This window comes from Mesotoga sp. Brook.08.105.5.1, from assembly GCF_002752635.1.
In the GTDB taxonomy this organism is placed as follows: domain Bacteria; phylum Thermotogota; class Thermotogae; order Petrotogales; family Kosmotogaceae; genus Mesotoga.
The window spans coordinates 15,075-31,308 of record NZ_AYTW01000035.1 but is presented as its reverse complement, the minus strand read 5'-3'; the positions used below and the strand labels follow the sequence as shown (position 1 = coordinate 31,308).

General features: G+C 48.5%; 16 protein-coding genes. 7 read left to right on the top strand and 9 right to left on the bottom strand.

The window, feature by feature from the left end:
* The first annotated feature begins 24 nt into the window (after positions 1-24).
* From V512_RS10890 to V512_RS10860, 7 genes are read left to right on the top strand one after another with little or no spacing between them, the layout of a single operon-like run.
* Positions 25-1,044 (top strand): serine hydrolase domain-containing protein, encoded by a 1,020-nt coding sequence (locus V512_RS10890; protein WP_099830488.1) that lies wholly within the window; start codon positions 25-27, stop codon positions 1,042-1,044.
* Positions 1,041-2,156: an anhydro-N-acetylmuramic acid kinase gene (locus tag V512_RS10885; RefSeq protein ID WP_099830487.1), complete on the top strand. Its 1,116-nt coding sequence runs from the start codon at positions 1,041-1,043 to the stop codon at positions 2,154-2,156. Before V512_RS10890 ends, V512_RS10885 begins: the two co-directional genes overlap by 4 nt.
* A 40-nt stretch (positions 2,157-2,196) precedes the next feature.
* Complete coding sequence (locus tag V512_RS10880) at positions 2,197-3,942, top strand: ABC transporter substrate-binding protein (RefSeq protein WP_099830486.1); 1,746 nt, start codon at positions 2,197-2,199, stop codon at positions 3,940-3,942.
* A gap of 55 nt (positions 3,943-3,997) precedes the next feature.
* Positions 3,998-4,966, top strand: a complete 969-nt coding sequence (locus V512_RS10875) for an ABC transporter permease (RefSeq protein WP_099830485.1) — start codon at positions 3,998-4,000, stop codon at positions 4,964-4,966.
* Between the two features lies 1 nt (position 4,967).
* The gene (locus tag V512_RS10870; protein WP_099830484.1) at positions 4,968-6,059 is read left to right on the top strand and encodes an ABC transporter permease; all 1,092 of its coding nucleotides are present in this window, start codon (positions 4,968-4,970) and stop codon (positions 6,057-6,059) included.
* Positions 6,056-7,033: an ABC transporter ATP-binding protein gene (locus V512_RS10865; protein ID WP_099830483.1), complete on the top strand. Its 978-nt coding sequence runs from the start codon at positions 6,056-6,058 to the stop codon at positions 7,031-7,033. Before V512_RS10870 ends, V512_RS10865 begins: the two co-directional genes overlap by 4 nt.
* On the top strand, positions 7,030-8,070 hold the full coding sequence (locus V512_RS10860) for an oligopeptide/dipeptide ABC transporter ATP-binding protein (RefSeq protein ID WP_099830482.1): 1,041 nt from the start codon (positions 7,030-7,032) through the stop codon (positions 8,068-8,070). The genes V512_RS10865 and V512_RS10860 overlap by 4 nt, the downstream gene beginning before the upstream one ends.
* 806 nt (positions 8,071-8,876) lie before the next feature.
* On the opposite strand, the gene V512_RS10855 is transcribed toward V512_RS10860, so the two are convergent.
* The 9 genes from V512_RS10855 to V512_RS10815 are packed head-to-tail and all read right to left on the bottom strand — an operon-like array spanning position 8,877 to position 16,228.
* Complete coding sequence (locus tag V512_RS10855; RefSeq protein ID WP_099830481.1) at positions 8,877-9,905, bottom strand: alcohol dehydrogenase catalytic domain-containing protein; 1,029 nt, start codon at positions 9,903-9,905, stop codon at positions 8,877-8,879.
* Between the two features lie 11 nt (positions 9,906-9,916).
* Positions 9,917-10,903 carry an aldo/keto reductase gene (locus V512_RS10850; RefSeq protein WP_099830480.1) on the bottom strand — a complete coding sequence of 329 codons (987 nt, stop codon included), beginning with the start codon at positions 10,901-10,903 and terminating at the stop codon, positions 9,917-9,919.
* A 14-nt stretch (positions 10,904-10,917) separates the two neighbouring features.
* Complete coding sequence (gene hxlB, locus V512_RS10845) at positions 10,918-11,478, bottom strand: 6-phospho-3-hexuloisomerase (RefSeq protein WP_099830479.1); 561 nt, start codon at positions 11,476-11,478, stop codon at positions 10,918-10,920.
* Positions 11,475-12,128 carry an orotidine 5'-phosphate decarboxylase / HUMPS family protein gene (locus V512_RS10840; RefSeq protein ID WP_243392394.1) on the bottom strand — a complete coding sequence of 218 codons (654 nt, stop codon included), beginning with the start codon at positions 12,126-12,128 and terminating at the stop codon, positions 11,475-11,477. Before V512_RS10840 ends, hxlB begins: the two co-directional genes overlap by 4 nt.
* Positions 12,128-12,529, bottom strand: coding sequence for a D-ribose pyranase (gene rbsD / locus V512_RS10835; RefSeq protein ID WP_099830515.1), 402 nt, complete (start codon positions 12,527-12,529; stop codon positions 12,128-12,130). The genes V512_RS10840 and rbsD overlap by 1 nt, the downstream gene beginning before the upstream one ends.
* Before the next feature lie 14 nt (positions 12,530-12,543).
* Positions 12,544-13,293 (bottom strand): GntR family transcriptional regulator, encoded by a 750-nt coding sequence (locus V512_RS10830; RefSeq protein ID WP_099830477.1) that lies wholly within the window; start codon positions 13,291-13,293, stop codon positions 12,544-12,546.
* Between the two features lie 44 nt (positions 13,294-13,337).
* A complete protein-coding gene (gene xylB / locus V512_RS10825) occupies positions 13,338-14,867 on the bottom strand; it encodes a xylulokinase (RefSeq protein WP_099830476.1) in 1,530 nt (509 codons plus the stop codon).
* On the bottom strand, positions 14,864-15,796 hold the full coding sequence (locus tag V512_RS10820) for a ribokinase (RefSeq protein WP_099830475.1): 933 nt from the start codon (positions 15,794-15,796) through the stop codon (positions 14,864-14,866). Before V512_RS10820 ends, xylB begins: the two co-directional genes overlap by 4 nt.
* A 27-nt stretch (positions 15,797-15,823) precedes the next feature.
* Positions 15,824-16,228, bottom strand: a complete 405-nt coding sequence (locus V512_RS10815; RefSeq protein ID WP_099830474.1) for a VOC family protein — start codon at positions 16,226-16,228, stop codon at positions 15,824-15,826.
* Positions 16,229-16,234 lie beyond the last annotated feature (6 nt).

Sequence of the window (16,234 nt, the reverse complement as noted above, 5' to 3'; positions counted from 1 at the left end):
ACGTAATACAAAAGGAGGTCTATTTTGATCTGGAATAAAGTTGATGAGATAGTATCCTGTGGTATTGAAAAGGCAGTGTACCCTGGAGCCGTCGTCGTTGTCGGGAAGGATACCGAGATTCTCTACGAGAAACCATACGGCTTCCTTGCTGTCGATGACAATACTCCCGTCACGCTTGAGACCGTATATGACATCGCGAGTATGAGCAAGGTCGTAGCAACCACTAGCGCCATCATGCTTCTGGTTTCTCGGGGCGATCTTTCGCTTTGGGATACTCTGGGCGATCTTCTCGATGTCCCTGAGTCAAAGAAAGGTATTTCGGTCTTTCACTTGCTGACTCACACTTCTGGCATGCAGCCCTACTCGGAAGCATGGCGCGATCTCAAGGGAAGAGAACTTCTTGAGTCGATCATTTCTCTCGAACCGGAAAACGGTCTGATGGAGAAGATAAACTACTCATGTCTCAACTTCATAACTCTGATGGCAGTTGTAGAGAAGACAACTTCGATGTCATTCGCCGAGTTCTGTTCAGAGGAGGTTTTCAGACCTCTTGGAATGAATTCCTCTGGCTTTCTTCCAAAAGAACTGTCGAATGTAGCACCGACATGCAAACGCGATGGAAAAGTATTGAAGGGGCTTCCGGACGATGAGCTGGCATATTATCTTGGAGGGGTCAGCGGAAATGCGGGCGTCTTTTCAACGGGAAGAGATCTTTTCAGGTTTGTCTCCAGTCTAATGTGTGCAGGACTTGTACCATCCAGGGTCTTTGAAACGTTCGTATCCGAGACGGTATGCATTGGAGGAGATAGAAGACATCTGGGATGGCTGGCTCCCTCCAGAGGATCCAGTGCGGGCGATATTCTTGGAGAAGATGCATTTGGGCACACTGGTTTCACCGGAACCTCGCTTTGGGTCGATCCAGTTACCGGGCTGTATGTGATACTGTTGTCTAATCGGACTAATATAAGCAGAAGAGACACTATACCTCAGATGCAGAGAATTAGAAGACGGCTTCATAATTTGGTCTTTGGGAGTCTTGGATGATCTGGAATCGAATGAGAGGACTGCTCGCCAGCAGGAGAAGGAATATCCTCGGCGTAATGTCGGGGACTTCGGCCGATGGGCTGGAGCTGGCTCTGGTAAGCTGTTCTGGCAGCGGAAAGTCAATGAAGATCGAACTTCTTGACCATTTTTCCGTTCGGTTCGATTCTTTTTTTCACGATGAGATAGTGAAGACGTACGATCCTGACCTTTCCGGCGTTGACAGGGTCAATTTGATGAACTTCGTAATTGGCAGAAGGCACGCAGCGGCAATAAAGTCTTATCTTGAGAAGACGAGAGTAGTAGTGGAAGCTATTGCTTATCATGGGCAGACCGTCTACCATGACCCTGAAAATCGGGCGACTCTTCAGATAGGAGAGGCCGACGTTATCTCATCAGAAACTGGTCTTCCCGTTGTGTTCGATTTCAGGAAGAAGGATATGGTTTACGGAGGGGAAGGGGCACCAATCATCCCGTATTTCGACTGGATCTATTTTGAAAGCGGCTCTTACGCAGTAAACCTCGGGGGCATTGCAAACGTGACTTATGTAGACGATGATCTTGAGAATGTGAAGGCCTTTGACACGGGGCCGGCCAACTGCCTTTTAGATCTGGTCACGAAGAAGCATTACAACCTTGAGTTTGATGAAAACGGTAAGATAGCGGCCAGCGGTGCGGTCGATGATGAGATCCTCAATGCCCTTCTAGAGAGAGACAGAAGCTATTTCGAAAGAAGACCTCCAAAGTCAACGGGAAGGGAGCTCTACAACGAGGTTTTCCTGGAAGGGATCTCTGCAACAAAACCCGAAGACCTAGTTAGAACACTTGTAAGGTTCAGTGTAAGACGATTAGTTGAGAGTATTACTTCTTATTTGCCTATGGGGAAGAGAATGATTGTTACCGGAGGAGGCGCCCTGAATCCTGTCATGCTTGAAGATCTACAACGCTTGAGCGGATTGGAGGTAGTCGTACCCGATAGAACCTTTCTGCAGGCCAAGGAAGCCATGGGGATGGCCGTCCTTGCCCAGGAGTTCTTCAATGGCGTCGGGGCAAACGTTCCCTCAGTAACAGGGGCGAGACAAAGAGTTGTCCTTGGAAAACTGGCATTACCTTAATCTCCCCGACGGGAGAGAAATCATAAAGGAGGTTTTTACAGTGAGGCGAATCTTTCTGTTGATTCTCGCGGTTCTTTTCACCGCCATGTTGATGGCAGCTCCATTTGTGGAAGATACTCTGCTTACTCCGGATCCAAACCCGAAGATGGGAGGTACCCTATATCTAGCTCTTACCGGATCTCCGCAATCATTCAACTTCTACGGTACCCTTGACAACAACGCATACACGGTGGTAGGTCAGATGCTAACAGGACTTGTCGAGGCTCATCCCGTCACATCGGCAATCAGACCGGCCCTGGCAGAGTCTTGGGTAGTTTCGGAGAATAACAAAGAGGTCACCTTCCATCTGAGAGATGTGAAATGGTCAGATGGGGTACCCCTTACAGCAGACGACGTAATCTTCACCTTCAAGTACTTCATCATGAACCCGGTCGCAAGGGGAAATTCTGTTGATCGATTCACGATCGAAGCACAGCCCATAGAGTGGGTGAAGGTAGATGACAGCACCGTCAAAGCAATTCTTCCCGCACCTTACGCAGCCTTTTTCACCGTTCTCTCGCACGCTTATATCTACCCTTCACACGCACTTGAGGACAAGATAGACAAAGACAGACCCGACTCCGTTAACGATCTATGGCTCACAAACACTCCTCCAAGCGAGATTCCGGCAAACGGCCCGTTCGTTCTTTCGGAATACATAATCGATCAGAAAGTAGTTATGACGAAGAACCCCAATTACTGGAAAGTCGATTCTCACGGAAACAAACTGCCGTATGTCGACAAGGTTGAATACATTATCGTGAGCGACGCTCAGGTAAGGCTGGCGAAGTTCATGGCCGGTGAACTCGATTACATGGCCGTCTCGGGAAATGACTTCCCGATACTGAAGGAGAGAGAACTTGCCGGCGGTCCATTTAGAGTCTTCCTCGCCGAGCCGACCCAGCCGACCCCAAGCCCTATTCACATCGCCTTCAATTTCGATGCTGAGAATCCAAAACTGAGAGAAGTCTTCAAGACAACCGAGTTCCGCCAGGCAATGGAGTATGCTCTGGACAGAGAAAGAATAATCGATGAGGTCTACAACGGTTTGGCCGTTCTCGGAGGAGTGCCCGTTCTTCCTTCGAATAAGGCCTTCTACAACCCAAAGATTGAAGAGATCCGAAGACCGTTCAACCTTGCCGAAGCAGCAAGGCTCCTTGACGAATTAGGCTTCAAGGACGTCAACGGTGATGGCCTGAGAGAGTACCCAGACGGAAGCAAGTTCGAATTCGTCCTGACTCTTCAGAGCTCTCCTCAAGAATATCAGGATATCGCCTACATATACTCCCAGGATCTACTTAGCATCGGAATTAAGGTGAACCTGCAGATACTCGATAGTTCTCTTACCGGTCAGATGTTCGGCGCAGGTAGCTTCGAAGCCGGGCTCAGGGCATTCGGAAACCAACCCGATCCTCAGTTGAGAAAGGCTATATGGCAGCCGGGCACACAACTGTATTACTGGCACAGAACGACAAGGGATCCCGAGACAAATCTTCCGATATTCGAGAACATGCTTGACTGGGAGAAGAGAGTATATGAGCTCTTTGAACTCGGTCAAGTCGCAATGGACCACGCAGTCAGAAAGACCTTCTACGACGAATGGCAGGAGATTTACGCAGAGTACTTACCCGTGATATTTGTGTGTAAAGGTATGAATCTTTATGCTGCCAACAAGTCTCTTGGAAATGTCGAACAGAACGAAGAGGGTCTTCTCTCTTACGCTTCCTGGACTGTCTTTAAGAAGTAGTTGGTAATTTGCGGGAGGAGAAGCTCCTCCCGCTTCATTTCTCTGGAGGAAGGTTATGTGGTCTTTTATCGTAAGAAGATTGCTTATCATGATTCCAATGATGTTCTTCATATCGGTGATCTGTTTCGTCATTACCGAGCTTCAGCCGGGCGATTTCGTAAGCCAGTACCTCGATAATCCGAGAATCTCGCCGGCTCAGATCGAATTGCTTAGAAAGAACCTCGGCCTAGACGAACCCGCACATGTCAGATACTGGAACTGGATAAAGGGAATAGTCACCCGCGGGGATTTCGGATATTCTTTCGCCTTCCAGAGACCAGTTGGAGAACTGATATGGGAGCGAATGGGCTGGACCATATTCATTGCGCTTGGGGCGATTGTGTTTCAGTGGATTCTTGCAGTTCCTATGGGTATCTATTCGGCGCTGCATCCATATTCATTTGGGGATTACACCTTAACAGTGATCGGTTTCATAGGAGTCTCCATACCCGACTTTTTCATGGCACTGATCTTGATGTATCTAATGTTGCAGATGGGGGCGGCATCGGTTGGGGGTCTCTTCTCGCCCCAGTTTGTCGGGGCGCCCTTCAGTCTGGCAAAATTTGTCGACCTTCTGAAACACATTTGGGTTCCTCTCATAGTCGTTGGAATGAGCGGTCTCGCCGGGCTAATGAGGGTAATGCGAGGAAACATGCTAGACGTGATCTCTTCTCCTTTCGTGACTTCCCTTAGAGCGCATGGCCTCGATGAGAAAACCGTCAAGAAACACGCGATCAAGAACGCTCTGAATCCTATGGTCAGCATAGCCGGAACGGAGCTACCGAATGTGTTCAGCGGAACTATAATCGCCGCTATCGTATTGAACCTTCCGACAATGGGGCCCTTCTTCTATAATGCGCTTCTTAACCACGATCAATATTTAGTTATGACATTTTTGATGTTCATAGCCATCATAACCCAGATCGGAAATCTACTTGCAGACATAGCTCTGGCTATTCTCGATCCAAGGATAAGGATGAGCTGACATGCAGAGTACGAAAGAACGAATTGCAAAAAACTTCCTTAAGCATAAACTTGGAGTCGTTGGGCTTATCGCCCTCTCGATCATGTATTTGCTGGTCGTCTTCGCCGATTTCATAGCTCCTTACAACTACATAACGGCACACAGAAACTTCGTCTATGCCCCTCCTTCAAAGATACGTTTCTTCGATGAAGAAGGCAACTGGCGGGGTCCTTTCGTGTACGGAATGACCAAGGTCAGAAACCCCGTTACGTATAGACTGGAATTCACGGAAGACAAGAACAACGTAGTACCGATAAAACTCTTCGTAAGGGGTGAAGAATACACTTTCTGGGGACTTTTCAAGACCGATCTTCATCTCTTTGGTGTCGAGGAGTCTTCAGATGTAGCAATGGTACTTCTATTTGGAGGGGACAGGTTTGGAAGAGACCTCTTCTCTAGAGTTCTTGTTGGCGGCAAGGTGTCAATGACCGTGGGTCTTGTGGGCACCCTGATAAGCGTTTTCATAGGCGCCATAGTGGGGGCCCTCTCAGGTTACTATGGCGGGACTATCGACGTATTGATACAACGTTTCATAGAACTCTTAAGATCCTTCCCTAGGATACCGCTGTGGCTGGCACTAGCCACGATACTACCTCCTCAGTGGCCTAGCACGTGGGTCTATTTCGGAATCGTAATTGTCCTGTCGCTGATCGGCTGGATGGGGGTTGCACGTGTTGTTAGGGGAATGGTCTTGAGCCTGAGAGAGAAGGAATTCATTCTTGCCGCCAAAGTATCCGGTGTTTCGAACATGAAGATAATAACGCGTCACCTTATCCCAAACACAATCAGTTATCTGATAGTCGTTTCGACTCTTTCAATACCGGGAATGATTTTGGGTGAGAGCGCTATTAGCTTTCTCGGCCTTGGCATAAAGGAGCCTATGACCAGCTGGGGGTTGCTGCTGAAGCAGGCGCAGTCTCTATCTGAACTGGAGGCTCATCCCTGGCTGATGATTCCAGGGCTATTCATAATAGTGGCTGTTCTCTCCTTCAACTTCGTAGGAGACGCCTTGAGAGATGCAGTTGATCCTTACAGGGCGGTGGAAAAAGTATGAGCACAATTCTTGAAGTCAAGAACCTTAAGACATATTTCAGAACCCCAGATGGTCTGGTTAAGGCAGTAGATGACATCAGCTTCAAAGTCGAGAAGGGAGAGATCTTGGCTCTGGTTGGAGAATCAGGATGCGGAAAGAGCGTAACCGTCCAGACTATACTGGGGCTTATCAAGGTACCTCCCGCAAAGGTCGAAGGAGAGATCTATTACAAGGGAAAGAACCTGGCAGGACTGTCGAACAAGGCGTACAGAGACATAAGGGGCAAGGAAATCAGCATGATATTCCAGGAACCCATGTCGACGTTCGATCCTCTATTCACCATAGGCTACCAGCTGAAGGAAGTTGCAAGGGCACACATGCCCTGGGATGAAGGCAAAACCTATGAAGAGATTATTTCGATTCTTCGTAGAATCAACATTCCTGAACCCGAGAAGAGATGCAAGGAGTATCCCCACGAAATGAGCGGCGGAATGCTCCAGAGAATCATGATTGCAATGGCTCTAATAACCAATCCAGAGATAGTCATAGCGGACGAACCAACCACCGCACTGGATGTTACAATACAGGCTCAAGTCCTCAACATTATGCGGGAGCTCCAAGGCGAATTCGGCAGTTCTATAATCTTCATCACCCATGATCTCGGGGTAGTTGCGGAGCTGGCTGACAGAGTTCACGTAATGTACGCCGGAAAGATAGTCGAGAAGGCAGGCGTGAATGAACTTTATTCATCTCCTTCTCATCCTTACACAAAGGGCTTGCTGAACTCCAGAGTGATGAGATCCTACAAGGGAAAGAAGCTGCCGTATATTGAGGGTTATGTTCCAAGAGCTTACGAGTTCCCTGACGGCTGCCGATTCAACCCCAGATGTCCTCATGTAATGGAGATCTGCCGAGAGAAAGATCCTCCCGAGTTTTCTTTGAATGCCGGCCATTCGGTCGCCTGCTGGCTGTTCGATGGGAGGTCGGAAACATGAAGATACTTTCGACCGAAGGGCTTAGGAAGTTCTTCCCGATTAAGGCCGGGGTCTTTCTCCAGGTTGTTGGCTACGTAAGAGCTATGCAATCTGTAACCATGGAGATAAGTAAGGGCGAAACTATCGGCATTGTCGGCGAGTCGGGTTGCGGGAAGAGCACTCTAGGTAGAACAATAGTGAAGATCTATGAACCGACCGGAGGAAGGATAATCTATCATGACGATAAGGGAAATGAATACGACATCACCAAAGGGCTTGCAAAGAACGTCCGCTCGAAATTCCGACGCGACGTTCAGATGATTTTCCAGAATCCGTTTGACTCGCTGGATCCCAGAATGACGGTAAGAGACATTATCAAGGAACCTATAGAAGCACACAATCTACTTTCAAAAGATGAGATAGACGATTATGTCGGAGAGCTTCTGATGAAGGTGGGCATGTATCCAGAATACGCTCAGCGCTACCCTCACGAGTTTTCAGGAGGGCAGAGGCAGAGAATCGCGATAGCTCGTTCTATCTCGGTCAGCCCGAGGTTGATAATCTGCGACGAGCCGACTTCAGCTCTTGACGTCTCTGTTCAGAGCCAGATCATCAACTTGCTGCAGGAGCTAAGAGACGAGATCAAGATGTCGTATATATTCATCTCACATAACCTTGATGTCGTACATCATATGAGCGATAGGATAATGGTAATGTATCTTGGAAATGTTGTTGAAACTGCCGGAGCGAAGGAGCTGTTCGATTACCCTGCTCACCCCTACACAAAGGCTCTGATGGCGTCAATTCCAAACTGGGATCCTCAGGAAAGGAAGCTCCAGAACATCAAGCTTGAAGGGGAACCTCCCAGCCCGATCAATCCGCCTCCCGGCTGCCCGTTTCACCCGAGATGCCCATATAAGATCGACATCTGCAGCAAAGAGATGCCCGACAGCTTCGAAGTGGCTGATGGCCATACAGCCGCATGCTGGCTTCATGAGAGGAGTTGTAAGACCGGGGTTGGGGGTTCGAAAGAGCAAGAGAAACCGGTTCACCGTTGAGCGGTTATCCGTTCACCAGGAGAATCTGTTATTCGTTCCAGAGCGAGGATCTGTTCTTCGTTCTTGGTTAGGACCATTGAAGCAATAGCATCAAGATTCCGACCAGGAGCTTTGTCGGAATGACGGAATCTAGCCTTTTCGGAATAACCATTTGCTGTATCCCAGACTTGATAAGGGATCCGGTTCCAAGAACGAACAACCTGGACGCGTAGCGTCGGAACGAAGAACCGGTCTTCTTGGCGGTGGCCCGTTGACGGGCAACGTGGTTTTCATCAGCGACCAGCGGGTTTTTGCTCTTAAGCGTACAGCGGTTCTTTGACAACTTGCAACTGCTCTTTCGAAGGACGGGTCCATGATCTGGGACGAAGGACTAAGGACGACTCTTCACAGCGTTCAGCAGCTCTTTTTTTTTGCTTCCTGCGAAGCGGCATCACTTCCCCGGACGTTTCTCCGGGCATCACTTCCTCGCGCTAGCGAGCCTCACTTCCGGCGACGCTCTTCGCCGCATCACTTCCCCGGATGTTCTTTCGGGCCTCACTTCCTGCCGAAGGCAGCCTTGCGTCCTGGCGTGGTCTTCGCCAGCCTTGCGTCCACTGATGCTCCTCAGTGCATTGCGTCCGCAGATGTTCTTCACCGCCTTGCGTCTCTCTCTTATCGAAAGACACCTCCTACTTTAGCATGAAGAAATGTGGGAGTTCTCAGAAGGATATTGGTTTTCTGACCTCTTTCCTCATACCTCTGACATCTAAGGTTTTTTGATCTCAAAGAAAAAGACCCGCCGTCTTGGCGGGCCGTTCAGACTATACTCAATCAATCATGACTGCCTTTATTACTTTGTCTCTTTCATTTTCCGCCTTGACCATCATCTCACCGATTTCTTCCAGCTTGAAGGTGTCTGTTATCAAAGGCTTCACATTTACAGCTCCGCTCTTTATCATATCGATGCATCTGGGGAAGTACAGAGCTGGAACTGCGTGGGAGGCTCTCAACTGAAGTTTGTTGAAATGGAACTTGTTGGCATCGAACTTTATGAAGCGGCCTTCGCCGTAATCGATTCCTATGAAGCCGACGACTCCTCCAAAATTCATGACATCGAGCACTTCGGGGATTACGTAAGGAGGTGCGGTGACAAGAGCTCTATCAACGCCGCCCTTGGGAAATCTGTAGGAGCCAATCGGGGTTTTGTCGACGAGTATGACATCCTCCACTCCGAAGCTCTTTGCAACATCTATCCTTATCTTAGATCTGGAATGATTGGCAACGAAGACCTTTCTCGCTCCCATGGCCTTGACTATCTGAACGGCCATGAGACCTATGGGACCAAGACCAACGACAAGGACATCATCGTTGAACTTTGGATCGACAGTGTATGTCAGATCGAGCGCTACTCCCATTGGCTCGACGAGAGAAGCTTCTTCGAACGGAACTCCTTCGAATGGCACCGCATTCTGTTTATCGATTATTACCTGCTCGGCAAAGCCCATGGTCAGATTTTCTCTCTCGGCTCTTATAAAGACGTTAGGTGCTCTGTCATGGCAGAGATCGACTCGCCCGTTTCTACAGTCCTCGCATGTCCCGCAAAAGGAGCCGCTCTCTACCAGTACGCTCTGGCCGACTTCCACATTTTCGACATTTGAACCGATCTGTTCCACAATGCCGACTATCTCGTGGCCGAAAGTCTGCCAGTCTTTGGCTTCCGTTCTAGCTGTGTGAAGATCTGTCCCGCAGATTCCTGAGGCCTTTATCTTAAGCAACACGTCATTCGGTTTCAGAGAGGGAAGATCTACGTCACGGATCTCGAATTTGAATGGTGATTTTACAAACGCGGCTTTCACATAGACACCCCCTAGAGCTCCAAATTGGAATTAGAGATTATCTCTTCTATCCTTTCGTATAATCCGTCATCCATATCCCATTCGACAGCGCCGAGGTTTTCTTCGAGCTGCTCGACTTTCTGGGCACCGGCTATAACCGATGTCACCGCTTCATTTCGGATAAGCCAATTGATGGCTATATGACTCAGAGGCTTCCCTATCTCATTCGCCAGCCTGTTCAGTTCTACGACGACTTCGAAGTACTTGTTGAACTCAGGTGTATTCAGCTTCGGATTCGCTGCCCGTACATCGTGTTCGCTGAACTTTTTCTTGTCGCTTATCGCTCCAGCCAAGAGGCCCTGGAAGAGCGGACTGTATGGCAGAAAGGCCATTCCATTCTCCAGAACAAAGGGAAGGACTTCCTTTTCGACTCTGTAATCGAGCGGAATATTGTGGTAGCTCTTTGGATTCCTTTCGAGCATGTTGTAGAGACCCTGCATGCTGCATACCTCTCCAACCTTCATCGCCCTTTTTGCCTCGGGAATTGAAAAGTTTGACAGCCCTATGTATCTGATCTTCCCCTCTTTCTTCAGCTCGACCATAGTCTCCATTGTCTCTTCGATTTCGACCTCTGGATCGGGCCAGTGTAGCTGATAGAGATCTACATGATCCGTTCCGAGTCTTCGGAGACTATCTTCGATCTCTCTTCTTATGCTCTCCGGTTTGAGACAGTTTCTCGTTCTTCCCTGATCGTCCCAGAGAAGACCGCACTTGGTTGCAATGAAGATCTTATCCCTAGAGCCTTTCATTGCCTTTCCGAGGACCTCCTCTGCATGTCCGAGACCGTATACTGGCGCTACATCAAAGAAGTTTATTCCTCCGCTTATCGCCCTCTGGATCGTCTTGATCGAGTCTTCGTCGGTCGTTCCATCCCAGAAAGAAGGACCGGAAATTCCCCAACAGCCGTAACCGAGTGCCGACAGTTTCTCTTCTATCTTTTCCACTTTTTTATACTTCAATTTTCTAACCTCCCTTATTCGAGATTTGCGTGGTTCTTGAACATCATTTCCGAATCTATGCTCAAGCTCTCCATTAAGTCCATTACGATGATATCCGTCAATATCAACAGTGATTGTTCGAATAGATTCCCCATCGGTTGAACCGAAGAGACACCAGCCCTGTCGGGCACTTTGGGTGTCTTCGTGGGGATTGTAATGACTATGTCGCTATGTCCCGCCACTGTAGATTCCTTGCTGGCAGTTATAGAAGCTATTGCGGCTCCTAATTTTCGAGCCTTTTTGCAGTTTAGAACCACTGAAGGAGTCTCCCCCGAAGCGGATCCGATGATTAAGAGGTCTCCCTCTCCCAAAGAAGGAGTAGTTACTTCCCCCACAACATGGACCTTCAATCCCAAATGCATTAGTCTCATCGCAAATGCCTTGATTACCAGACCAGACCTGCCCATTGCAAAGAGAAAGACTCTTCTTGCCCTTAGAATACTTTCGGAGAGCTCTTCGATCGATGAATCCTTAACTCCCGAAAGGACGGATCTTATCTCGTCAATAACAATGTCAAGCGTGCTTTCGAATTTCATGAGCCCTTCTCCAGTCTCTTCTTTATCTCCGATGCTACTCTTGCAGGGTCCTCAGCTTCCCAGATCGATCGTCCCGCGATCACTACATTGGGCTTCAACGGGAAGACATGGGAGAGATTGTCGGAAGAAATCCCACCCGCAACGGCGATCTTTGCCTCTGGAAGGACTCTCCTTATAATTTCTATCTTTTTCGCATATTCGAGCAGATGCATGCTCTCCCCCACACCGCTCAGATCGGCAGAAGTGTGAACGCAGACATACTCAGGCGACAGTGGAGATACCTTCTCCGCAAATGATTCGAGATCGGAGATCTCGATCGTATCAAGCATCATTTCTCCACCAAATTCGTCTGCCGCTCTTCTCACCTCTGAAATCGTCTTGAAAGAGGCAAATCCCAAAACCGTTACTATATCGGCCCCATTCTCAAAAGCCATGACCGCCTCGACATATCCTCCGTCAACGATCTTCATATCTGCAAGAATAGTATGATCGGGGAGTCTATCGCTAATCTCTCGAACCAGCGACGTGCCGTGGGCAAGAATAGCAGGGGTCCCGACTTCTATGATATCTATGTAATCTGCAACTTCTTCGGCAGTGCGAATGAAATCGGACTTGACATGGGTATCGTTTGCGAGCTGTAGAAGTATCATCAATAGGTTACCCCGCCGACGAGAATGATACTGGAATAAGGTATCTGCTCCCCGGTTCTGATTACTCCCTTTGATTTTGTATTTGTCAGTTCCTTGAATTCAACATGAGGAACGAATTCCACTTCTATACCTTCGGGTAGATGCTTCATAGTCTCTTCGAGACACTTGGGACTCACGGTTTTCATCTCTTCCGAAAAGATGACCTTCTCGACTTCGAGCTCTTCGAGCACAGGATCAAGAACATCGAAGACCCCTGGCTTTCCGCCTACAATACTTACATCTATCCTGTATCTGTCTGAAGCAATAGGCAGTCCCGAGTCCGAGACAACAAGAAGATCGGTATGACCCATCGAACCAATTAGATTGCATATCTCCTTATTCAGAATTCCACTTTTCTTCATGATCATCTCTCCCTTCAAATCTTAGTAGTCAAATGTATTCGAAACTTGTAGTGTGTAGCCTCATACCAGCATTGCACCAGTTCCATGTGTTCGCCATTGGCTGCACAACCGACTCTCTCGTAGTATAGTATCGGTGCCCCTTCTTCGATCTTCAGGAGTTTCGCAATTCTTCCTTCTGCGAGCCTCCCCTCGATTATCGCGTCTCCTTCAACAACGGCCGTTCCCCTTTCTCTCATAAGTTCATATAGTGAACCCTCGAAGTTCTCTTCTCCAGTGAGGTTCGAGCGAGAAGTGAGAAAGGATATGAATAGAGCAAGGGGAAAATAAGACTCATTTCCCCTCAGTCTGGTAACATGAAGCAACTCTTCGTCTTCCGAGACATGGAGGATTTTTGCCATTTCCGGACCGGCCTTGACTTTTTTTACCTCAACAACCTTCGTTATCGGCACATGGTTCTCGAGCCTCATCTGTTCGGTAAAACTCCTGATGGTCGTAAGCTGCTCCTGCGAAGCACTGTTCGTGACTATCGTCCCTTTTCCGCGGGATCTGGAGATCTGACCGCTGCTTTCCAGAGCCTGCAAGGCTCTCCTCACGGTCGCCCTACTGACATCAAAGACTTTCATCATTGCTTCTTCCGTTGGAAGTTTCCTTCCAACGGCGCCTGGTTCCTTCATATAATCCGAAATTATTCTATAAATCTGGTAGTATAGTGGAACCGGACTTGCTCTATCAAGGGCTATTCTTCTATCTGCATTGAAAAGCATGATGAAATCACATCCTTCTTTACGGTACTCGAGAAACGAATAGGCTAATTCGAATACTGTCTCAGTTTGGCAAGGTCTTCATAGGTCTCTATGAGAGAACCGTAGGCCTTATCAAAAACTTCGAAAAGCCTTTCGTAGTACCTGTGATTCTCTGGGTTGTACTCGATGAACTGAACATCCCTCACAAAAGTAGACGCTTCCTTGAACGTCATCTCTCCGGCTCCAACAGCCCCAATAATGGCCGCTCCCATTGACGTTGCCTCTTCAAGATACTCAGGTACCGTAACCGTCTTACCGAAGATATCGGCCACAATCTGTTTCCAGTTCCTTCCTTTTGCTCCTCCGCCGATAAGACGAATCTTGTCGAATTTCCCCTTAGTCTCGAGAATATCGAGGACTATTTTCAGGTTGAAGGCAACTCCTTCAAGTACCGCTCTCAACATGTCGGCCTTTCTATGTGTCGAGGACAGTCCTATAAAGGCGCCTCTAGCATTTATGTTCCACCTCGGGCTTCTCTCCCCAAGCAAATAAGGCAGGAAGACTAGGTTTCCCGCTCCGGGTCTGGTCTGGTCAACAAGATCGTCCATAATAGTGAAGGCGCTCAGCCCAAGTGCCTTTGCCTTCTCTTCTTCGTGCTGACAGAGAGCGTCCTTAGCCCAGTGATACGAAGCTCCCCCGGCCTGCATTGTTCCAGTCGGGCAATAGAAACCCTCAATGGGATATGCGAAGTTAAATGTCCTCGACTTCTCGTCGAAGAGCGGTTCCGTGGAGCATGTGCTGACCCAGCTCGACGAACCGAGATAGAGATAAGCCTCGTCTGGACTGACAATCCCTGCTCCCAGGCAGGCGCAGGCGCCGTCTCCGCCGCCGCGGACTATTAGAGTCTTCTTCGACAGTCCAAGTTCCTCAGCCACTTTCGGAAGAATCTTTGAGACGACATTCGTTGAGGAGGTCACGGCAGGAAGTTTCTCCATATCAAGTCCGAGAACCTCAACGAGTTTTTCCGACCACTTCAGATTCTCGATATCGAATAGAAGCGTCATCGACGCATCTGAATGGTCAGTCCCGAACTCTCCGGTGAATCTGGAGACGATGTAATCCTTCGCATTCAGGAATTTATGTGCCTTGTTGTATATTTCAGGTTCGTTGTCTTTTATCCAGGCAATCTTCGGACCGGAGTACGTTGGTGTTATCCTCGATCCTGTAAGCCTGTAGACGAAATCGTTGCCGACGTCTTCAAGCCTTTCCGACTGTTCGACGCTTCTCTGATCGGCCCATATGATGGCTCTTCTAAGAAGCTTTCCGTCCCTGTCCACAGGGATGGCTCCCATCATCTGTCCGCTGAAGCTTATAGAGACTATCTCTTCAGGATTGACAGCAGCCCTGGCGATGAGCTCCGAGGTGGTTTTTTTTACGGACTCCCACCATTCCAGAGGATCTTGCTCTACCTGATTCGGACCGGGATGATAGGTCTTGTAACCTGAGAAGGAACTCGCCAGGAGTTTTCCGTCCACTCCATAGAGTGTCGCCTTGTTCCCGGTAGTTCCCAGATCGTATGCAATGACGTATTTCATTTCTTATCGCCCCCGATCATCTCATTAACGAGAGCTTCGATTTCTTCCCTTTCAGGCATTGAAGGAGACGTACCGAATCTTGTCGTGGAAATAGCGGCTCCGGCACGGGCGTAGTCTATAGCTCTCTCCAATCCCTCTCCCCTCGAGAGATATGCCGCAAAAACGCCGGCAAATGCATCTCCAGCTCCGGTTGTATCGATAGTCTTCACCTTGCAGGCGGGGACAAGCCCTCCATTGACCGATGGACAGTAGACCCCCTTGCCTCCGAGAGTTATGAGCACAGTGTCCACCGACTTCTTCAATTCAGATGCTATTTCCTCTATCGAATCCATGCCGTCGAGGGGAATCCCTGTCATGAGGCTGGCCTCTATCTCGTTTGGCATAATAACGTCGACATATTTGAGGATCGAATGATCAAATTCCTTTACGGGTGCGGGATTTAACAAGACTCTTGCCCCGGAGTCCCTGGCGAGTTTTATCGCCTCATAAGTTGCGTCGAGATTTGCTTCAAACTGTGTAAGAAAAACATCGGAAGAAGTGAAGATATCTCTATTCCTTTTTACATCATCAATAGTCAACTCATTGCATGCCTCCGGTGCAACTGCAATAGCGTTGTTTCCGTTGTTCTCATCTACTATTATCAGAGCGACACCGGTTCCGGCAGTATCCGACTCGAGAAGATACTCCTTAGTAATTCCAAATCTGTCAAATGCATTCTTGACAAATGGAGCAAACAAGTCTTTGCCGATCTTCGTCATGAACTTGACATCAGATCCAGCCTTTCTGGCAGCCACAGCCTGGTTGAATCCCTTGCCTCCGGGGCCCATCTTGAATGGACCGGAAAAGACAGTCTCTCCTACAACGGGAATGTGGGGAGAAAGGGTAGTGAGATCCATGACATAGCTACCGAATACCGTCACTTTATTCATTTGATACCTCCAAGCAATCTAATGATTCTATCTGGGTCTCTTCTCTTCAGCGATCTCCAGCAATTCACCGCCCGGACCCTTGAACGTGTTGTAGAAGATTTTTCCGTCAAAAACCGGGATGGGATCGGGCGATTCGAGTTCAATGCCGTTGCTCTTCAGGTAATCCATTGCCTTTTCAATGTCATCCACAACAAAAGAGAGGTGCTGAAAGTGAGACTGTGATTCGGGAGCGAACTCCCTCTCTTTGCTGTCTTCATAACACATAAGCTCGATTTCACAACCCTCGCCGGCAACAAATGCGACTTCGAGTTTCTTTTCAGGAAGCTTCTCTCTGTTAACAAGTCTCAGTCCGAGAAGACCTATATAGAACTCTAACGCATCATCGAGATTTGGAACTTCTACTGCCACATGAAAGAACTTGTTTATCTTCATTATCTA